18 protein-coding genes are annotated in these 17,140 nt (G+C 62.3%); 11 read left to right on the top strand and 7 right to left on the bottom strand.

All coding sequences use genetic code 11. From position 1 onward, the window contains the following. Positions 1-130 precede the first annotated feature (130 nt). Together guaB and guaA are read left to right on the top strand one after the other, a co-directional pair. Positions 131-1,591, top strand: a complete 1,461-nt coding sequence (gene guaB / locus A9974_RS14435) for an IMP dehydrogenase (protein ID WP_175192159.1) — start codon at positions 131-133, stop codon at positions 1,589-1,591. Between the two features lie 120 nt (positions 1,592-1,711). Further along, complete coding sequence (gene guaA, locus A9974_RS14430) at positions 1,712-3,304, top strand: glutamine-hydrolyzing GMP synthase (RefSeq protein WP_183004862.1); 1,593 nt, start codon at positions 1,712-1,714, stop codon at positions 3,302-3,304. 120 nt (positions 3,305-3,424) lie between these two features. On the opposite strand, the gene A9974_RS14425 is transcribed toward guaA, so the two are convergent. Further along, on the bottom strand, positions 3,425-4,189 hold the full coding sequence (locus A9974_RS14425) for an AraC family transcriptional regulator (RefSeq protein WP_183004861.1): 765 nt from the start codon (positions 4,187-4,189) through the stop codon (positions 3,425-3,427). A gap of 91 nt (positions 4,190-4,280) precedes the next feature. Between A9974_RS14425 and A9974_RS14420 the strand changes: the two genes are divergently transcribed. From A9974_RS14420 to A9974_RS14410, 3 genes are all read left to right on the top strand, one after another. Continuing rightward, positions 4,281-4,997 (top strand): class I SAM-dependent methyltransferase, encoded by a 717-nt coding sequence (locus tag A9974_RS14420; protein ID WP_183004860.1) that lies wholly within the window; start codon positions 4,281-4,283, stop codon positions 4,995-4,997. Between the two features lie 90 nt (positions 4,998-5,087). Further along, positions 5,088-5,606 (top strand): lipocalin-like domain-containing protein, encoded by a 519-nt coding sequence (locus A9974_RS14415; RefSeq protein WP_183004859.1) that lies wholly within the window; start codon positions 5,088-5,090, stop codon positions 5,604-5,606. Positions 5,607-5,816: 210 nt separating this feature from the next. Further along, positions 5,817-6,437, top strand: coding sequence for an alpha/beta fold hydrolase (locus A9974_RS14410; protein WP_183004858.1), 621 nt, complete (start codon positions 5,817-5,819; stop codon positions 6,435-6,437). Between the two features lie 163 nt (positions 6,438-6,600). On the opposite strand, the gene A9974_RS14405 is transcribed toward A9974_RS14410, so the two are convergent. The 3 genes from A9974_RS14405 to msuE all read right to left on the bottom strand — a co-directional run bounded on the left by A9974_RS14405 (position 6,601) and on the right by msuE (position 9,300). After that, positions 6,601-7,629 (bottom strand): methionine synthase, encoded by a 1,029-nt coding sequence (locus tag A9974_RS14405; protein WP_183004857.1) that lies wholly within the window; start codon positions 7,627-7,629, stop codon positions 6,601-6,603. 28 nt (positions 7,630-7,657) lie between these two features. Then, positions 7,658-8,641 (bottom strand): DUF1852 domain-containing protein, encoded by a 984-nt coding sequence (locus tag A9974_RS14400; RefSeq protein WP_183004856.1) that lies wholly within the window; start codon positions 8,639-8,641, stop codon positions 7,658-7,660. Positions 8,642-8,718: 77 nt separating this feature from the next. Next, complete coding sequence (msuE, locus tag A9974_RS14395) at positions 8,719-9,300, bottom strand: FMN reductase (protein WP_183004855.1); 582 nt, start codon at positions 9,298-9,300, stop codon at positions 8,719-8,721. A gap of 143 nt (positions 9,301-9,443) precedes the next feature. Here msuE and A9974_RS14390 point away from each other — a divergent pair, with 143 nt between their 5' ends. Further along, a complete protein-coding gene (locus tag A9974_RS14390) occupies positions 9,444-10,367 on the top strand; it encodes a LysR family transcriptional regulator (protein WP_183004854.1) in 924 nt (307 codons plus the stop codon). A gap of 53 nt (positions 10,368-10,420) precedes the next feature. Further along, on the top strand, positions 10,421-11,329 hold the full coding sequence (locus A9974_RS14385; RefSeq protein ID WP_183004853.1) for a methylenetetrahydrofolate reductase: 909 nt from the start codon (positions 10,421-10,423) through the stop codon (positions 11,327-11,329). Positions 11,330-11,372: 43 nt separating this feature from the next. On the opposite strand, the gene A9974_RS14380 is transcribed toward A9974_RS14385, so the two are convergent. Further along, positions 11,373-12,308 (bottom strand): LysR family transcriptional regulator, encoded by a 936-nt coding sequence (locus tag A9974_RS14380; protein ID WP_183004852.1) that lies wholly within the window; start codon positions 12,306-12,308, stop codon positions 11,373-11,375. 94 nt (positions 12,309-12,402) lie between these two features. Between A9974_RS14380 and A9974_RS14375 the strand changes: the two genes are divergently transcribed. Next, positions 12,403-13,179 (top strand): SDR family oxidoreductase, encoded by a 777-nt coding sequence (locus A9974_RS14375; RefSeq protein ID WP_183004851.1) that lies wholly within the window; start codon positions 12,403-12,405, stop codon positions 13,177-13,179. Beyond that, entirely contained in the window at positions 13,172-13,570 is a 399-nt protein-coding gene (locus A9974_RS14370; protein WP_183004850.1) for a heme-binding protein, read from the top strand. Before A9974_RS14375 ends, A9974_RS14370 begins: the two co-directional genes overlap by 8 nt. A 70-nt stretch (positions 13,571-13,640) precedes the next feature. Here A9974_RS14370 and A9974_RS14365 read toward each other — a convergent pair whose 3' ends face one another. Beyond that, the gene (locus A9974_RS14365) at positions 13,641-14,435 is read right to left on the bottom strand and encodes an APH(3')-II family aminoglycoside O-phosphotransferase (protein WP_183004849.1); all 795 of its coding nucleotides are present in this window, start codon (positions 14,433-14,435) and stop codon (positions 13,641-13,643) included. Between the two features lie 160 nt (positions 14,436-14,595). Here A9974_RS14365 and A9974_RS14360 point away from each other — a divergent pair, with 160 nt between their 5' ends. Beyond that, positions 14,596-14,946, top strand: coding sequence for a VOC family protein (locus A9974_RS14360; protein WP_183004848.1), 351 nt, complete (start codon positions 14,596-14,598; stop codon positions 14,944-14,946). A 5-nt stretch (positions 14,947-14,951) separates the two neighbouring features. On the opposite strand, the gene A9974_RS14355 is transcribed toward A9974_RS14360, so the two are convergent. After that, the gene (locus A9974_RS14355) at positions 14,952-15,968 is read right to left on the bottom strand and encodes an AraC family transcriptional regulator N-terminal domain-containing protein (protein WP_370539633.1); all 1,017 of its coding nucleotides are present in this window, start codon (positions 15,966-15,968) and stop codon (positions 14,952-14,954) included. Between the two features lie 139 nt (positions 15,969-16,107). Between A9974_RS14355 and A9974_RS14350 the strand changes: the two genes are divergently transcribed. Further along, positions 16,108-16,959 carry an SDR family oxidoreductase gene (locus A9974_RS14350; RefSeq protein ID WP_183004847.1) on the top strand — a complete coding sequence of 284 codons (852 nt, stop codon included), beginning with the start codon at positions 16,108-16,110 and terminating at the stop codon, positions 16,957-16,959. The last annotated feature ends 181 nt before the right edge of the window (positions 16,960-17,140 follow it).

The following is a 17,140-nucleotide window of genomic DNA, read 5'->3' as shown; positions in this document are numbered from 1 at the left end:
CCGGGTAAAAATTATCGCACTCGCGCCACGCCTATGAAAAAAGTCGCAAAAATTGCACGCCGACCTAGGGTCAACACCTAGTCAAATCACCCAGGCGGCGTATAATCTTGCTTTGCGCCCGGAGTTACCCATGCGTCTCGTTCAAAAAGCGCTCACCTTCGACGATGTGTTGTTGGTGCCTGCGTATTCCGAGGTGTTGCCGCGCGACACCTCCCTGGCCACGCGCCTGACCCGCAACATCAGCCTGAACATCCCCCTTGTGTCCGCCGCCATGGACACCGTCACCGAGTCCCGCCTGGCCATCGCCATGGCCCAGGAAGGTGGCATCGGGATCATCCACAAGAATCTGTCCGCCGACGCCCAGGCCCGTGAAGTCGCCCGCGTCAAGCGCCACGAATTCGGCATCGTGATCGATCCGGTCACCGTCACCCCCCAGATGAAAGTGCGCGACGCCATTGCGTTGCAGCGCCAGCATGGCATCTCGGGCCTGCCGGTCGTCGAAGGCCGCAAGCTGGTCGGTATCGTCACCAACCGCGACCTGCGCTTCGAAGAAAACCTCGATCAGCCCCTGCGCAACATCATGACGCCGCAGGAACGTCTGGTCACCATGAAAGAAGGCGCCACGCTCGATGAAGCGCAGGCCCTGATGCACAAGCACCGCCTCGAGCGCGTGCTGATCGTCAACGACGGCTTTGAGCTGCGTGGCCTGGCCACCGTCAAGGACATCGTCAAGAACACCGAACATCCGCTCGCCAGCAAAGACACCCAGGGCCAGTTGCGCGTCGGCGCGGCGGTCGGCGTGGGTGCCGGCACCGAAGAGCGCGTGGAAAAGCTGGTCGCCGCCGGCGTTGACGTCCTCATCGTCGACACCGCCCACGGCCACTCCAAGGGCGTGCTGGAAGGCGTGCGCTGGGTCAAGCAGAACTACCCCAAGGTTGAAGTCATCGGCGGCAACATTGCCACCGCCGCCGCCGCGCGCGCGCTGGTCGAGTACGGCGCCGACGGCGTCAAGGTCGGTATCGGCCCCGGCTCGATCTGCACCACGCGTATCGTCGCCGGCGTCGGCGTGCCGCAAATCCATGCCATCTCCGAAGTCGCCAAGGCGCTGGAAGGCACGGGCGTGCCCCTCATCGCCGACGGCGGCATCCGCTACTCGGGCGACGTCGCCAAGGCCCTGGCGGCCGGCGCGTTCTCGTGCATGATGGGCGGCATGTTCGCCGGCACCGAAGAAGCGCCGGGCGAAGTCGTGCTGTTCCAAGGCCGTTCGTACAAGTCGTACCGCGGCATGGGCAGCCTGGGCGCCATGACGGACGGCTCGGCCGACCGCTACTTCCAGGACCCGGCCAATAACGCCGACAAACTGGTCCCCGAAGGCATCGAAGGCCGCGTCCCCTACAAGGGCAGCGTGCTGGCCATCATCTACCAACTGGTCGGTGGCATCCGCGCCTCGATGGGCTACTGCGGCGCCGCTACCATCGACGACATGCGCACCAAGGCCGAATTCGTGGAAATCACCTCCGCCGGTGTCCGCGAATCCCACGTGCACGACGTACAGATCACCAAGGAAGCGCCCAACTACCGCGCCGACTGATCCCCGTACAGTCAACTACAATGTCATGCATCACGCACCGGCAGAACCGCAAAATCAGTCAGCGGGTCTGCCGGTGCGGTTTTATTTACAGCGATTTCATTCATTACCGGTAGAGTCTCCATGCACCAGCGCATCCTCATTCTCGACTACGGTTCGCAAGTCACCCAACTGATCGCCCGCCGCGTCCGCGAAGCCGGCGTCTATTCCGAAGTGCACCCGGGCGACGTCGACGACGCCTTCGTGCGCGACCAGATGGCGCAAGGCCTGAAGGGCATCATCCTGTCGGGCAGCCACGCATCGGCCTACGAAGAAGGCTCCATGCGCGTGCCCCACGCGGTGTTCGAACTGGGCGTGCCCGTGCTGGGCATCTGCTACGGCATGCAGTCCATGGCGCAGCAATTGGGCGGCGTGGTCAGCTTCTCCGACCACCGCGAATTCGGCTACGCCGAAGTCCGCGCCCACGGCCACACCAAGCTGCTGGAAGGCCTGGAAGACTTCACCACCGCCGAAGGCCACGGCATGCTCAAGGTCTGGATGAGCCACGGCGACAAGGTCACCGAGCTGCCCCCGGGCTTCAAGATCATGGCGTCTACGCCGTCGTGTCCCATCGCCGGCATGGCCGACGAAGACCGCCGCTTCTACGCGGTCCAGTTCCACCCCGAAGTCACGCACACCGTCCAAGGCAAGGCCATGCTGGCCCGCTTCGTGAACGAGATCTGCGAATGCCAGGGCGACTGGAACATGCCCGACTACGTCGCCGAAGCCGTCGCCCGCATCCGCGAGCAGGTCGGCACCGATGAAGTCATCCTGGGCCTGTCCGGCGGCGTCGATTCGTCGGTGGCTGCCGCGCTGATCCACAAAGCGATCGGCGACCAGCTCACCTGCGTGTTCGTCGACCACGGCCTGCTGCGCCTGGACGAAGGCAAGCAGGTCATGCAGACCTTCGCCGAGAACATGGGCGTCAAGATCATCCATGTCGACGCCACTGTCCAGTTCATGGGCAAGCTGTCCGGCGTGGCCGACCCCGAAGCCAAGCGCAAGATCATCGGCCGCGAATTCGTCGAAGTGTTCCAGGAACAAGCCGGCAAGCAGCAAAGCGCCAAGTGGCTGGCCCAGGGCACGATCTACCCCGACGTCATCGAGTCGGCCGGCGCCAAGACCGGCAAAGCCACCTCCATCAAGTCGCACCACAACGTGGGCGGCCTGCCGGACACGCTGAACCTGCAGCTGCTGGAACCCCTGCGCGAACTGTTCAAGGACGAAGTCCGCGAACTGGGCGTCGCCCTGGGCCTGCCGCCGCAGATGGTCTACCGTCATCCGTTCCCCGGCCCCGGCCTGGGCGTGCGCATCCTCGGCGAAGTGAAGCACGAATACGCCGAACTGCTGCGCCGCGCCGATGCCATCTTCATCGAAGAACTGCGCAACACCAAGGACGAAGCCAGCGGCCTGACCTGGTACGAGCTGACCTCGCAGGCGTTTGCCGTGTTCCTGCCAGTGAAGTCGGTGGGCGTGATGGGCGATGGCCGTACGTATGAATACGTCGTGGCCCTGCGTGCGGTGCAGACGTTTGACTTCATGACGGCCGACTGGGCCCCGCTGCCGCATCCGCTGCTGGCTCGGGTGTCGTCGCGCATCATTAACGAGGTGCGTGGGATCAATCGGGTGGTGTACGACGTGTCGAGCAAGCCGCCGGCGACGATTGAGTGGGAATAAAGCCGCGGTCGTTTTGCGGTAAATGAAAAAGGGCGCTTCGGCGCCTTTTTTCATGGCCGCAGATAAGTACGTCTTCGCGCCCGTGCGGGGTCCTCGGCGGCAAAAGCTGTCTCGTAGCTCTCAATGTGGCAACTTGCTCTGCGTCGGTGGATGACCAAACTTACGTGAAAACGCGCGAGAAAATGCGGCGGCACTACCGAAGCCGACCATTGCAGCCACGACCTTGACGCTTCGTCCGGAGAGCAAGTGCGCGCGCCCTAGCGCTAGACGCCACCCATTCAAATATGCGCCGGGCGACTGGCCAACGGTCTGTTTGAAGGCTGCGATAAACGGCCCGCGCGACATTTCCGCCAGGGCCATCAAATCAGCAATTTTCCAATTCCGCGCAGGATCATCGTGCATTGCAATGAGGCTTACGTGCAGCTTGGGATGGGCAAGCCCCGCCAGCAATCCCGCATTGACAGTACCAATGGCTATTGCTTTACGGATCGCCAGAACCACAATGACCTCGCACAATCGCGCTCGGATGGAACCTCCACCGCAACGCGCAACTTTCACCTCGGCCACGATCAGCTTCGACAATTCGAGCAATTGCGGATCGTCAGCCAATGAGAAACACAACTCATCAGGCAAAGCACCGACAAGCGGATTTGCATTGCCACCAAAATCTATTGTCGTAGCAGCGCACACAACGACTCCTTCCGGCAGCGTTGCCTTGGATCGTGCGCGGTAGAGCAGATGGGTGGGCTCACCCGAATCTTCAACATCGACGATGAGGAGATTGGCGTGCTCTATTGATTCGCAATGCGCGGCGCTTAGCGAAAAGGCTTTCAGAAAGGCGACCAACCGATCATGCTTTCGGTCTCTTTTGGAACTTTCGATCATGATTTTTAAAGATAAATTGATCCTAAGTCTTTTATCATGATGTGCAGTGGTGCGCTAGCCCACTACTCAAACACGACACGCAAGAGGCTGTATGACGCAGAATTCCGCCCGAAAATTCGATGCTGATCGCGCAGGAGAATATGCATCCCAGAGTCGGATCGCACTCGCGGGCTATGACGCCTGCCATGAGCTTTCCGCCTGCATGCTGTCGGCCGCCCTGGGCGATGGAAAGCCTGCACGGGTCTTGGTGGTCGGCGCCGGTGGAACCGCAGGTGAAATCATCGCTGCCGCGCGGTTGGAGCCCGCATGGTCTTTTGTTGCTGTTGATCCATCACCGCCCATGTTGGAGCTGGCGCGCGCGCACCTGGACGCTGCAGGTATTTCTGATCGCGTGAAGACTGTTCTCGGTACTGCCGAAGACATTGATCCAACTCTCTCCTTCGATGCAGCCATCATGATCGGCGTGCTGCATCACCTTTCCGGGAATGAGGCGAAGCAGGAAATTTTGACGCAGATTGCGGCGCGCTTACTACCGGCTGCCCCCGTGGTCATTGCCGGAAATTATCGGCCTTATGCTTCGCAACCCTTGCTTATGGATGCCTGGGCTGCCCGTTGGCGGATGAACGGTGCGAATCCGGAAGAAGTTCAATCCAAGATGAACAAGATCCTGCATGGGGCAGAGCCGCCCCAGTCGGAAGAAGCCGTGTTTTCTCTGCTGGAGAAAGCGGGTTTCGTGCAGCCGCTTCGCTTCTTTGCCAGCCTGTTTTGGGGGGCGTGGTTGGCTCGACGCGCGTCAACGGCGATATAGCCAACCAAAGACATGTGGTCGCGATGCCGACTGCAACAACAGTCTCGATAAAGCCTTGCCAACAACCTGAGTAACGGAGCAAAGAAGATCATGAATGGGCAGAAAATTCTCAAGTACGGTTTCATCAGTGCCATTTTTTTCACCAGCCCGCTATTGACGGCGGTTGCACGTGCTGACGCAACGACGGTCGTCCCCTCGATGGTGGGAACATGGACACTGGTCGCTGCGGATGTGCAGCACTCGGATGGCTCGCGGGCACGCGACTATGGCGCTGCACCCAAGGGCATGTTGATGATCGACGCGCAAGGACATTACTCACTGCAGATTTTCAAGGCTGAACGTCCCAGGTTTGCGTCAGCCGACAAGAGCGCTGCAACACCCGATGAGTACAAAACGGCTGTCATGGGTTCCAGCACGCACTTCGGCACGATCAGCGTCGATCCGGCCACCGCCACGCTGACTTTCCGCATCGAAAGCGCATCCTTCCCCAACTGGGAAGGACAGCAACAAAAGCGGACCTATGAGCTTAAAAACGGCGAGCTGAGTTATCGCGTCGTGCCGCGGCCCAATGGCGATGTACCGATTTCTGTGTGGCGCAGAGTGAACTAAAACTGCGTGAAGGCTGTTTGCCATACTGCCGCTTAGGTACGCGCAAATCAAAAGATATTCCGTGGATAACTGAAGTGGTCTTTCACATCCAGGAAGATCACTGACATGCCTGCCTGAGTTCGGCCCTTAACGGACAATTAACGAGACGACACGGATGCCTGACACTCTGCACTCGAAGCCATCAATCTCAGCAGCAGGCGGGCAACCGTAATGCAGCGGCCCACAAAATTACTTTTTCTTCCCGGAGCATCCGGCAGCACCGCGTTCTGGCAACCGCTTGCGAATCTGCTTGAATATCGCGCAGAGAAACAGATCGTTTCTTATCCGGGATTTGGCACCACACCTGCCGACCCCTGCGTCGACAGCATCGACGATCTGGTTCAACGCATCGTCAAAGATATCGATCAGCCGACGGCGTTGATCGCTCAGTCAATGGGGGGCATTCTTGCAGTGCGCCTTGCGCTTGAGCTGCCGAATCTTATTACCCATCTGGTACTGAGTGCGACCTCCGGCGGATTGGATACGCGAGCGTTGGGGGCTACAGACTGGCGCCCCGAATTCGTGAAGGCGAACCCCTGTCTCCCGCCGTGGTTTCTGTCGTTCGAATCGGATTTATCGAGCGAGATCGGTCGTATCTCTCAGCCCGTGCTATTGCTATGGGGGGATGCCGACCCGTTTAGTCCCGTGGCCGTTGGCAAGAAGCTTTTAGCGCTGTTGCCAAATGCTGAATTGCGGGTCATCAACGGCGGGCATCACGATCTTGCCCACGAGTATGCAGGTGAACTGGCACCCATCGTCAGAGAGCACCTACTGCGCGCGTACTGCGATTGAGCAACCGGGTATCCAGGGCCTCTTCCGCCGTCATGTGCGGCGCCGTGCAGCTCTGAAAGTCGTCTTGGGCGTCAACCTGTTGCAGGAGGACGGGTCATGGATGGGTCTGGAGGACCAAGCTGCCGCTTCAATCCCGCCACACCCATCCCGCTTCGGCCTGCGATCAGGCTAGCAGTTCCTTGCGGACAATCTCGGCGCCTTCACTCAGCGCCAGCAGCTTGCCCTTGGCAATAGCCCGCGACAGGGGCGCCATGCCGCAGTTCGTGCACGGATATAGCTTGTCGGCATCGACAAACTTCAGCGCCTTGCGCAGCGTATTGGCCACTTCTTCCGGCGTTTCAACCTTGTCGCTGGCCACGTCGATGGCGCCGACCATGACCTTCTTGCCGCGAATCAGTTCGAGCAGGTCGATCGGCACGTGCGAGTTGTGGCATTCCAGCGAGATGATGTCGATGTTGGATTGCTGCAGCTTGGGGAACGATTCCTCGTACTGGCGCCATTCCGAACCCAGGGTTTTCTTCCAGTCGGTGTTGGCCTTGATGCCGTAGCCGTAGCAGATATGCACGGCGGTTTCGCATTTCAGGCCTTCGATGGCGCGTTCCAGGGTGGCGATGCCCCAGTCATTGACTTCGTCGAAGAAGACGTTGAAGGCCGGCTCGTCGAACTGGATGATGTCGACGCCGGCGGCTTCCAGTTCGCGGGCTTCCTGGTTGAGGATCTTGGCGAATTCCCAGGCCAGCTTTTCGCGGCTCTTGTAGTGGCCGTCGTACAGCGTGTCGATCATGGTCATGGGGCCAGGCAGGGCCCATTTGATGGGCTGCTTGGTTTGCTGGCGCAGGAACTTGGCGTCTTCCACGAAAACCGGCTTCTGGCGGCTGACGTCGCCCACGACGGTGGGCACGCTGGCGTCGTAGCGGTCACGAATGCGGACGGTTTCGCGTTTTTCGAAATCGACGCCGCTGAGGTGCTCGATGAACGTGGTGACAAAGTGCTGGCGGGTTTGCTCGCCGTCGCTGACGATATCGATGCCGGCGTGCTGTTGTTCTTGCAGCGCCAGGCGCAGGGCGTCTTGCTTGCCTTCGGCCAGTTCTTCGTCTTGCAGCTTCCAGGGCGACCAGAGTTTTTCGGGCTGGGCGAGCCAGGAAGGCTTGGGCAGGCTGCCGGCGGTCGCGGTGGGCAGGAGTTTTTTCATGATCTGTGGTCTTGTGTGTAGCGAGTGATTAGAGGGAGCAGTTGGCCGCCCAGCTTTCGAGCGTCTTGGCGTAAGGCTTGATGAAGTGCTCTTCCGTGAACTTCCCCTGCTTGACGGCCAGCTGGCTGCGTTCTTCGCGGTCGTAGACGATCTGCGTCAACGAGTAGTCCTGGTTCTTCAGGCTCGGTTGATAGAGTTTTCCTGCCGCGGAATTGGCGTTGTAGATCTCGGGGCGATAGATCTTCTGGAACGTTTCCATCGTGCTGATGATGCTGATCAGCTCGAGCGTGGTGTAGTGACCCAGCAGATCGCCCTGGAAATAGAAGGCCAGCGGCGCGGCGCTGCCCGGGGGCATGAAGTAGCGGACCTGCAAGCCCATTTTTTCGAAGTACTGGTCGGTCGACGAGAACTCGTTCTGCTGATATTCAACGCCCAGGATGGGGTGCTGATTTTCAGTCCGGACATAGGTCTTGCTGCTCGACGCGCTGATGCAGATGACGGGCGGCTTGCTGAAGTGCGCTTTGTAGGTGTCGGAATTGACGAAGTGCTTGAACAGCTTGCCGTGCAGTTCGCCGAAATTGTCCGGCGTGCTGAAGGTAGGCTTATTGTTGTTGTGCTCGGGCAGCAGCACGCTGAAGTCGTAGTCGCGCACGTACGACGAGAAGTTGTTCCCGACGATGCCTTCGATACGCTCGTTGTTCTTCTTGTCGAGGATGTTGGTCTTCAGAATCTCGATCAGCGGAAAGGCCGCATTGCCGCCTTCGGCGCCAAGGTTCATTTCAACGGAGATGATCTCGAGTTCGACCGAGTAGCGGTCGCCTTTGGGATTGTCCCAATGCGCGAGGTTATTGAAGCGCTTGTCGATCATCTTCAGGGTGTTGCGCAGATTTTCCTGGCGACTCGCACCCCGGGCCAGATTGGCGAAGTTGGTCGTAATGCGCGTGCTGTCAGACGGCTGATAGTTTTCATCAAAAATAATGCTTTTGATGCTGAAGGTGAACGCGTTGCTCATTTTGATTGGGTGTGCCAGTTTTTATAAAAAGTCTGCAGGGTGAAAAAGCCGGGTCCGGCTGTTTGATTGGCCGCGTTTCAGGCCGCGACCGCTTCTATTGCGGTGGCGGCGCGGGGATCACGCGCCAGTTCGATGAAGGGCAATGCCCGTTCGACGGCCAGTCGGGTCCGCTCGATCAGCGCCGGGTCCCGCAGGCGGTAGTCCACGAAATCCCTGTCCGTGGCGTAGACGCCCAGCGGCAGGGTGCGCGCCTGAAAGAAGCTGAACAGCGGCCGCAGTTGGTGATCGATGATCAGGGCGTGGCGTTCGCTGCCGCCGGTGGCCGCGAGCAGGACGGGCGTATCGACCAAGGCGTCCTGGTCGATGAAATCGAAGAAATGCTTGAACAAGCCCGTGTAAGAGCCGCGGTAGACCGGGGTGGTCACGACCAGGATGTCCGCTTGCTCGACGATGCTCAGCTCGCGCTCGACCGTGTCGGGCAGTTGCGAACGCCAGACCGCGCCCGCCAGTTGCGGGGCGAGCTGACCCAGTTCGACCAGGTGCTGCTCGCAGGGGAATTCGCCGGCGATCAGGTCGAGCAGGTGCTCGGCCAGGGCCGCGGACTTGGAGGGGCGTTGCAGTCCGCCGGAAACGGCTACGAGACGGAGTGGGCGTGTCATTTTTGCTTCACATGAATGGTTCTACGCGGCGCCGCATCTGCTTTTGTGCAGTTGCAGCATCAAGCCGGAAGCGCATGCTAGAGGAGGGGAGTGATGAAGTAAAATGGTTTTATTTCACGAATCCATGAGCGGAAATCATCTGAATGCTTGAGCGCATCCATCTCAGCATCGTCCAGCAGGTCGAAAAGCAAGGGTCCTTGACGGCGGCCGCGGGCGTGTTGAACCTGACCCAGTCGGCCCTGAGCCACAGCATGAAGAAGCTGGAGCAGCAGCTGGGCACCGATGTCTGGCTGCGCGAAGGCCGAAGCCTGCGCCTGACACAGGCCGGCCAGTATCTGTTGGCGGTGGCCAACCGCGTGCTGCCGCAGCTGGATCTGGCCGAAGAGCGCCTGGGCCAGTTCGCGCAGGGCGAGCGCGGCGCGCTGCGTATCGGCATGGAATGCCACCCGTGCTACCAGTGGCTGCTCAAGGTGGTGTCGCCCTACCTAGCGGCCTGGCCGGACGTGGACGTGGACGTCAAGCAGAAGTTCCAGTTTGGCGGAATCGGCGCGCTCTTCGGTTACGAGATCGACCTGCTGGTCACCCCCGATCCGCTGTTCAAGCCGGGCCTGAAGTTCGAGCCCGTGTTCGATTACGAGCAGGTGCTGGTCGTGGCCAAGGGCCACCCCCTGGCGGGCGCGGCCTATGTGAAGCCCCAGCAGCTGACCCAGGAAGTGCTGATCAGCTACCCCGTGGACATCGAGCGCCTGGACATCTACAACCAGTTCCTGTTGCCGGCGGGGGTTACGCCCAGGCGCCACAAGGCCATCGAGACCACCGACATCATGGTGCAGATGGTGGCCAGCGGCCGCGGTGTGGCCGCCTTGCCCCGTTGGCTGGTCGAGGAATACGCGGCCAGGATGGACGTGGTACCCGTGCGGCTGGGCGCGCGCGGCATCGCCAAGCAGATCTTCCTGGGGGCGCGCGAGGCGGACACCGCCATCGACTATGTGCGGGCCTTCATCGAACTGGCGCGCCATCCCGCCGCCGTTCCCGTCGCCGCCATCGCGCCCGAAGCCATCGCCTGACCCCACTGTTGAACGCAAACCGCTTGCCGAGCCCTTCGGCGAGCGCTTCATTCATGTCCTTGATTCCTTCCCATACGCTCAAGTCCTCCGGCACCCTCACCGACGCCTATTCGCTGGAAGTCAGCGTAAAGGACATTCCTGCGCTGACCGCGACGGCGTCGCGATTATTGCCGGGGTCGACCATTTCCATCCCCTACCTGTCAGGCCAGGATGACGAGGCGCGGCTCGCTGCCGCGAGGGCCGTGCGCGGACTGGGCTTGGAACCCATGCCGCACCTGTCGGCACGCCGTATCGCCTCGCTTGCCGAGCTTGAATCCTTCGTCACGCGCGCGGTCGCCGACGCTGGCGTCGAGCGCTGCTTCGTGATCGCAGGCGACCCGTCGACCCCGCTGGGGCCGTTTCCTGACAGTGCCTCGTTGATCGAAACCGGCGTGTTCGAGCGCGCGGGCATCCAGGTTGTCGGCGTGGGCGGGCACCCGGAAGGCCATCCGGTCATGAATGCGGCCGAGCGGTGGGAGGTGCTGGAGCGCAAGTGCCGCAGCATCGGCATGCGCGGCATGACGCCCTTGATCGTCACGCAGTTTGGATTCGACGCCGACATCGTGTTGGCGTGGTTGAAAACGCTGCGCGAGCGCGGCATTGAACACCCTGTGCGTGTGGGCGTGCCGGGGCCTGCGGGGATCGCGGTTCTGGCTCGCTATGCCGCGTTGTGCGGTGTCAGCGCCTGCGCGTCGATGTGGTCCAAGTACGGCATCTCTCTGGGTAAGCTGTTTGGCACGGCGGGGCCGGATGTTTTCGTGGATAGGCTGGCCGCGGGGCTGAGGGAGGCCCACGGTGCGGTGAGTCTGCATTTCTTTCCATTCGGCGGCATCGCGCAGTCCGTGAAATGGATCGACCAGTACCGCGCTCGCGCCGAGCAGGCGAAGCCCGTGATCGTGCGGGCGTACGAAGGGCAGGGGTGAAGAGCGCTTGGCTGCGCACCGGCCGCCTGGCACATATGGGCGCCTAGGCGGGCGGGGCTGGCGACGGCCGGACTGACGGCTCGCGCAGCATGTCGATCAAGGCACGCAGCGCGCTCGACACGTGGCGATGCCCCGAGTAGTACAGACTCAGCCCCGGGTACGCCGGGCACCACTCGTCCAGCACGCGCTCCAATCTGCCGTCCCGCAGGGCATCGGCGGCAAGATGCTCCGGCACAAAGGCAATCCCGATTCCATCAATCGCCGCCTCCACCATCAACGGCTGATCGGTGAGCGTCAGCGGCCCATCCACATTGATGGTCTCTTGCACGCCATGGCGGGCGAACTCCCACCGGTAGAGGCTGCCGCTGTCGAAGCGGAAGCGGATGCAATCGTGCCGCAGCAAATCCTGCGGCACGGCGGGCCGGCCCCGCGTGTCGAAATAGCTTGGCGCCGCTACGGCGGCAAAGCGCACGGGGCCGCCCAGGCGCACCGAGATCATGTCCTGCGGCACGGCTTCGGCCAGCCGGATGCCGGCGTCAAAGCCTTCGCCGACGACGTCGCTCAGCTTGCCGTCGCAAACGATGTCCAGATGCACCTGGGGATAGGTGCGCAGGAAGCGCGCCAGAATCGGCCATAGCACCAAGCGGACCGCGCCCTCGCTGGAATTGATGCGCACGGTGCCGCTGGGCGTGTCCCGAAAGTCGTCGATTTCCTGCAGGGTCTGGCTTAACGATGACAAGGTCGGGCGCAGCTGGGCCGCCAGCCGTTCTCCGGCATCGGTCAGCGACATGCTGCGCGTGGTCCGGTTCAGCAGCCGCACGCCCAGGCGTTGCTCGAGCGTCTTGATGGAATGGCTGACCGCCGAGGCCGTGATGTCGAATTCCCTGGCCGCGGCGCGAAAGCTCCGGCGGGCCGCGACAGCCAGGAACACGTTCAGGGCCAGCAGATCGCAACCTTTGAATTGGTGAATAGGATTCATCGAGGCGAAAAATATTGATGTGATTGTTTTGATATTAGCGTCTCCCTACACTGGCTGACAGGAATTCACACACCAGCACGGGAGGGATCACACCATGGCTCAAAAGATTTTGATCACAGGCGCCAGTTCGGGTTTTGGCCGGGGCGCGGCTATTGAATTGGCCCGGCAGGGGCACCAGGTCGTGGCCACCGCCGAAACCTGGCCGCAGGTCCGCAGCCTGCGGGCTGACGCCGCCGACGCGGGCGTCAAGATGGAGGTGATCAAGCTGAACCTGCTCGACAGCATCGATATCGCACACGCGGGCAAGTTCGACCCCGACGTGCTGGTGCTCAATGCGGGCGTGATGGAAGGTGGCTCGATCGCGGATATCCCGATGCAGCGGGTGCGCGAGTCGTTCGACATCAACGTGTTCGGGCATCTGCAACTGGTCCAGGCCATCGTGCCCAAGATGGTGGCGCGGCGGTCGGGCAAGGTGGTGTGGACGTCGTCGATGGGCGGCATTCTGGTGGTGCCTTTCCTGGGCGTCTACTGCGCGACCAAGCATGCGATCGAGGCGATTGCGGGGTCGATGAAGGCCGAGTTGGCGCCCTTTGGCGTCAAGGTCGCGACCGTCAACCCCGGGGTCTTTGGCACGGGATTCAACGACACCGGGGCGGAAAGCTATGTCCAGTGGTATGACGCCGACAAGGCGGTGGTGCCGATGCCGGACTTTGGGGACAGCCTGCTGAACCAGGCCGATCCGCAGGAAATGATCGATGCGATGGTCGAGATCATTCCCGCCGACGAGCATCTGTACCGCACGATGCGTCCGCAGGCGACGATTGATGTCGCCAAGCAGTGGCAGGCAACGGAGTGGTCGCAAAATGCCTGATATCGCCCTCGATCACGCGCAGCGCCTGGTGGCGCGGGGCCGGCAGGCGGCCGGGCAGGCCGGGGTGAACGCGGTGTTCGCGGTGCTGGATCGCGGCGCGAACCTGGTCGCCTTTGCGCGCATGGACGATGCGTGGCTGGCGTCGAACGAGTTAGCCGTGGCCAAGGCGCGGGCAGCGGTGATGTTCCGGATGCCGAGCGAAGCGTTGAGCGCGCCGGTGCAGGTGGGTGTGCCGCTGCCGCACTTTGACCACGTTCATGCGGGCGGCCTGTTGCTGATGGGCGGCGGGGTGCCGCTGTTTGACGGTCAAGGGGCGCTGATCGGGGCCTTGGGCGTGTCGGGCGGCACGCCCGAGCAGGATGCGGCGATTGCGCGCGCTGCGCTCGATTGATCTATTGCCGCGGTCGGATCTTTCGGCCGTCGCGCCGGTTCGTGCCCGATGTCGCCCTAGGGCTCGCCTGTCAGAAAAATTCGTCGAGCAGGCGATAGAACTTGAGCCGCTCTCGGTCAGGACGGTCGATCCCGTAGCGGTCCAGAAAGGGGTTGACCCATTCCGGTCCCAGCGTGTCGCCAATATCCCGCGCGGCCAGCGCCAGGTCCTGATAGCGGTCGGCCAAGCCCAAGCGACCGCAATCGATCAGTCCTGATACGCGGCCCTGATCGACCATGATGTTGGGCAGGCACGCATCGCCGTGCGTGACCACGGGGGCTTCGTCCCGCGGTCGGGTTTGTTCGAGATTGGCAAACAGCGCCGTGGGCGTGAGCGCGCGGTGGTCCTCATCAAAATCGTCCGTATCGACACGCCCGGCGGCGAGGCGGGCGCGGGCATGCTCGATACGGCGCGCGGCCCGCTGATCAAACGGGCAGGTCTTGGGATCCACGCTGTGCAATCGACGCAGGACCTCGGCAAGGATCGCCACCTTGTCCGCGGGCGGCAGAGGTGCCGAGTGCAGATCCGTGCCAGGCACGGCATTGAGCAGCATCCAATCGCGGCCGGCTTCATGGGCCAGATCAAGGACTTGCGCGCACGGAATGCCGGTCTGGCCCAGCCACCTGAGCCGGGCCGCTTCATTCTGCAATTCGCTCAGGGGGCTGGCGGGTTCGGTTTTGAGGAACAAGGTGGGGCGGTTCGGGGCTTGCAGCTGGAACACGGCGGCATCGGAACAGCCGGCGGTTTGCCGCGTCCAGTCGTAGCTCGCCAGGGTATTGCGCCAGGCGGTGGGGGCAGATGGATTGAAGTCTGTGTTGTCAGGCACGTTTGGATTCCGTCTTGCATCCTCGCGGGTACATTTGCCGGTTTGCCAGCTAGTACGAATGGACAATCAAGGCCATGTGGCCGTGTTCGAGTTTATGCTTGCGATCGCGTCGCAGCCGATTTGAATGTGCTGGACTCCCCGACCGCCACCTAGGACCTCGATGAAAGTCAATCGCATTGTCGCAAACATCCCGGCAGCCGACCCTTGCGCGGTGGACCCGTTCTATCGAGGCCTCTTCGGCCTTGATCTGGTCATGGACCATGGCTGGATCCGCACCTACGGGGATGCCGCCAAGATGACGGTGCAGGTCAGTTTCGCCAGCCAGGGGGGGGCGGATACGCCGGTGCCCGCGTTGTCCATCGAAGTGGACGACCTTGCCGAGGCACTGCGCCGGGTCGAGGCCGCAGGCATCGCCCTGGAGTACGGTCCGGTCAGCGAGCCGTGGGGCGTGCGTCGGTTTTTTGTCAGGGATCCGCTTGGCACGCTCGTGAATGTGCTTCAGCACGAATAGCGCCGTCAGTGCGGCGTGGCGATCCCTTCCAGCTGCGCCGCGGGCAGTAGCGAAAATGCGAATTTCATTTCCCGTGTTTCCTCCCCCGGGCTGCGGCCGAACTGCCGCTTGAATTCCCGGTTGAACTGCGATGCGCTTTCGTAGCCGACGCGCGCGGAGGCGGCCGCGGCGGTGAGGTTGTCGCGGATCATCAGCAAGCGGGCCTGGTGCAGCCGGACGGACTTGATGTATTGAATCGGGGACGTGCGGGCGATGGCCTTGAAGTGCGCGTGGAAGGCGGGCACGCTCAGGCCGGCTTCACGGGCCAGCGAACCGACGTCCAGGGGGCGCGCGTAGTCGTCGTGGATGCTCTGCAAGACGCGCGAGATGCGGCCGAAGTTGCCTTGGCTGGCCAGGGCGGCCCGGATCGCGCCGCCCTGCTCGCTTTGCAACACGCGAAAGCACAGTTCGCGCACGATGCCGGGGGCCAGCACTTTGGCCTCGATCGATGTGGACAGCGCGCGCAGCAGACGCAAGGTGGTGTCGGCCAAGGCGTCGTCCAGCGGCGTGGAGACGATGCCCTCGGGCGCGGCGTTGCCGTCTGATCTTGCGTTGGGGGCAGGCTGCTGACCGTCATGCGCGTCCCCCGGCGTTTCCTGGCCATCGACTTCGATCGCCAGGTCCGCCACCGTCGTCATGTCCAGGCGCACGGATACCGCCAGCAACGGTTCGGCTTCGGTGGCGTCGGTTTCGGTGGCGAACGGCAGCGGCACGGACAGCACCAGGTAATGCTGCGCGTCGTAGCGGTAGACCCTGTCCGCCACGTAGCCGCGCTTGGAGCCCTGGCAGACGATGACGATGCTGGGTTCGTACAGCACCGGGGTACGCCCCACGGGCCGGTTGGCGCGCATGAAACGCACGCCGTCCAGGCGCGACCGGGTGTAGCCCTCTTGCGGGGCCAACTGGCCGAGCAGGGCGGTCATCTGCTGCTGGACCGATACGGAAGAGGGCATGGTGAGCTCGGGGGTAAGAGTCTTAGGCATCATTTTGCCTGGAAATAGGCAAGAATGGAGATAAGTTCTTAGGAATAGGCAATGATCCAATAGCTGTGTGCCTATCGGACCGTTGCCTGCGCGCCTAGCATTTGATCCTGCAATCCCCTCATCACTGGAGCACAGGAAAATGCAAAAAAGCCAAGGCAACAAAGTCTGGTTCATCACCGGCGCCGCACGCGGCATCGGGCTGTCGCTGGCGCGTCAATTGCTGGCGCGCGGTGACAAGGTCGCTGCCACGTCGCGCACGCTGGCCAGCCTGCACAAGGCGCTGGGAAGCGACAACGCGAATCTGCTGGCGCTGGAAGTCGATCTGGTGTCGGAAGCCAGCGTCCAGGCCGCCATTGAAAAGACTATCGCGGCCTTTGGCCGGATCGACGTGATCGTCAACAACGCGGGTTACGGCCAGCAAGGCGCGGTGGAAGCGCTGACCGACGACGAGGTGCGCCGCAATTTCGAAGTCAATGTGTTCGCGCCGCTGCACGTGCTGCGCCACGCGTTGCCTCACCTGCGCCAGCAGCGTAGCGGGCATATCTTCAACGTGGCGTCCATCGCCGGCTTCATGGGCGGTTATGCGGGCTGGGGCAGCTACGTGGCGACCAAGTTCGCGCTGGCGGGGCTGACCGAAACCCTGGCGGCCGAAGGGGCGGAACTGGGCATCAAGGCCACGGTGGTGTATCCCGGGCCGGTGCGCACGGAGTTCCTGACGAACAACAGCCTGGTGATTGCCAAGCGTTCGATCGCCGACTACACCGCGGCGCAAGCGTCGCTGGACCTGCATCAGGGACTGGATGGCAAGCAAGACGGGGATCCGGACAAGCTGGCCTTGATGATCCAGCAGGCTGCCGCGGTGGCCGAGCCGCCGGTGCATCTGTTCGCGGGCAAGATTGCGAACGGCTTTGCCGACGAGAAGCTGGCAGCGGCGCGCCGGGATATCGATGCGTGGCGAGGCGCGTCCGAGGCGACGGATTTCGCTGACTGACGCATAGGCCGGGGCGGCGGCGAGCCATCGAGGCGGGGGCGGGTCCGCTTGCCGGGCAACGCGTCGAATCCGAGTCGGCGCGCAAAGGCGGATCGCGGCGTTGCCGCAGTCCGTCTTTGGCGTCAGGCGGTCACGAAGCCGTCCGGCCAGATGGATAGGGCAAGGATGGATTTACCGTCAG

The sequence above is a fragment of the Achromobacter sp. UMC71 genome (assembly GCF_014170305.1).
In the GTDB taxonomy this organism is placed as follows: domain Bacteria; phylum Pseudomonadota; class Gammaproteobacteria; order Burkholderiales; family Burkholderiaceae_B; genus Achromobacter.
Note: the sequence above shows the minus strand (reverse complement) of the source record. Positions and strands in the feature narration are given on the sequence as shown.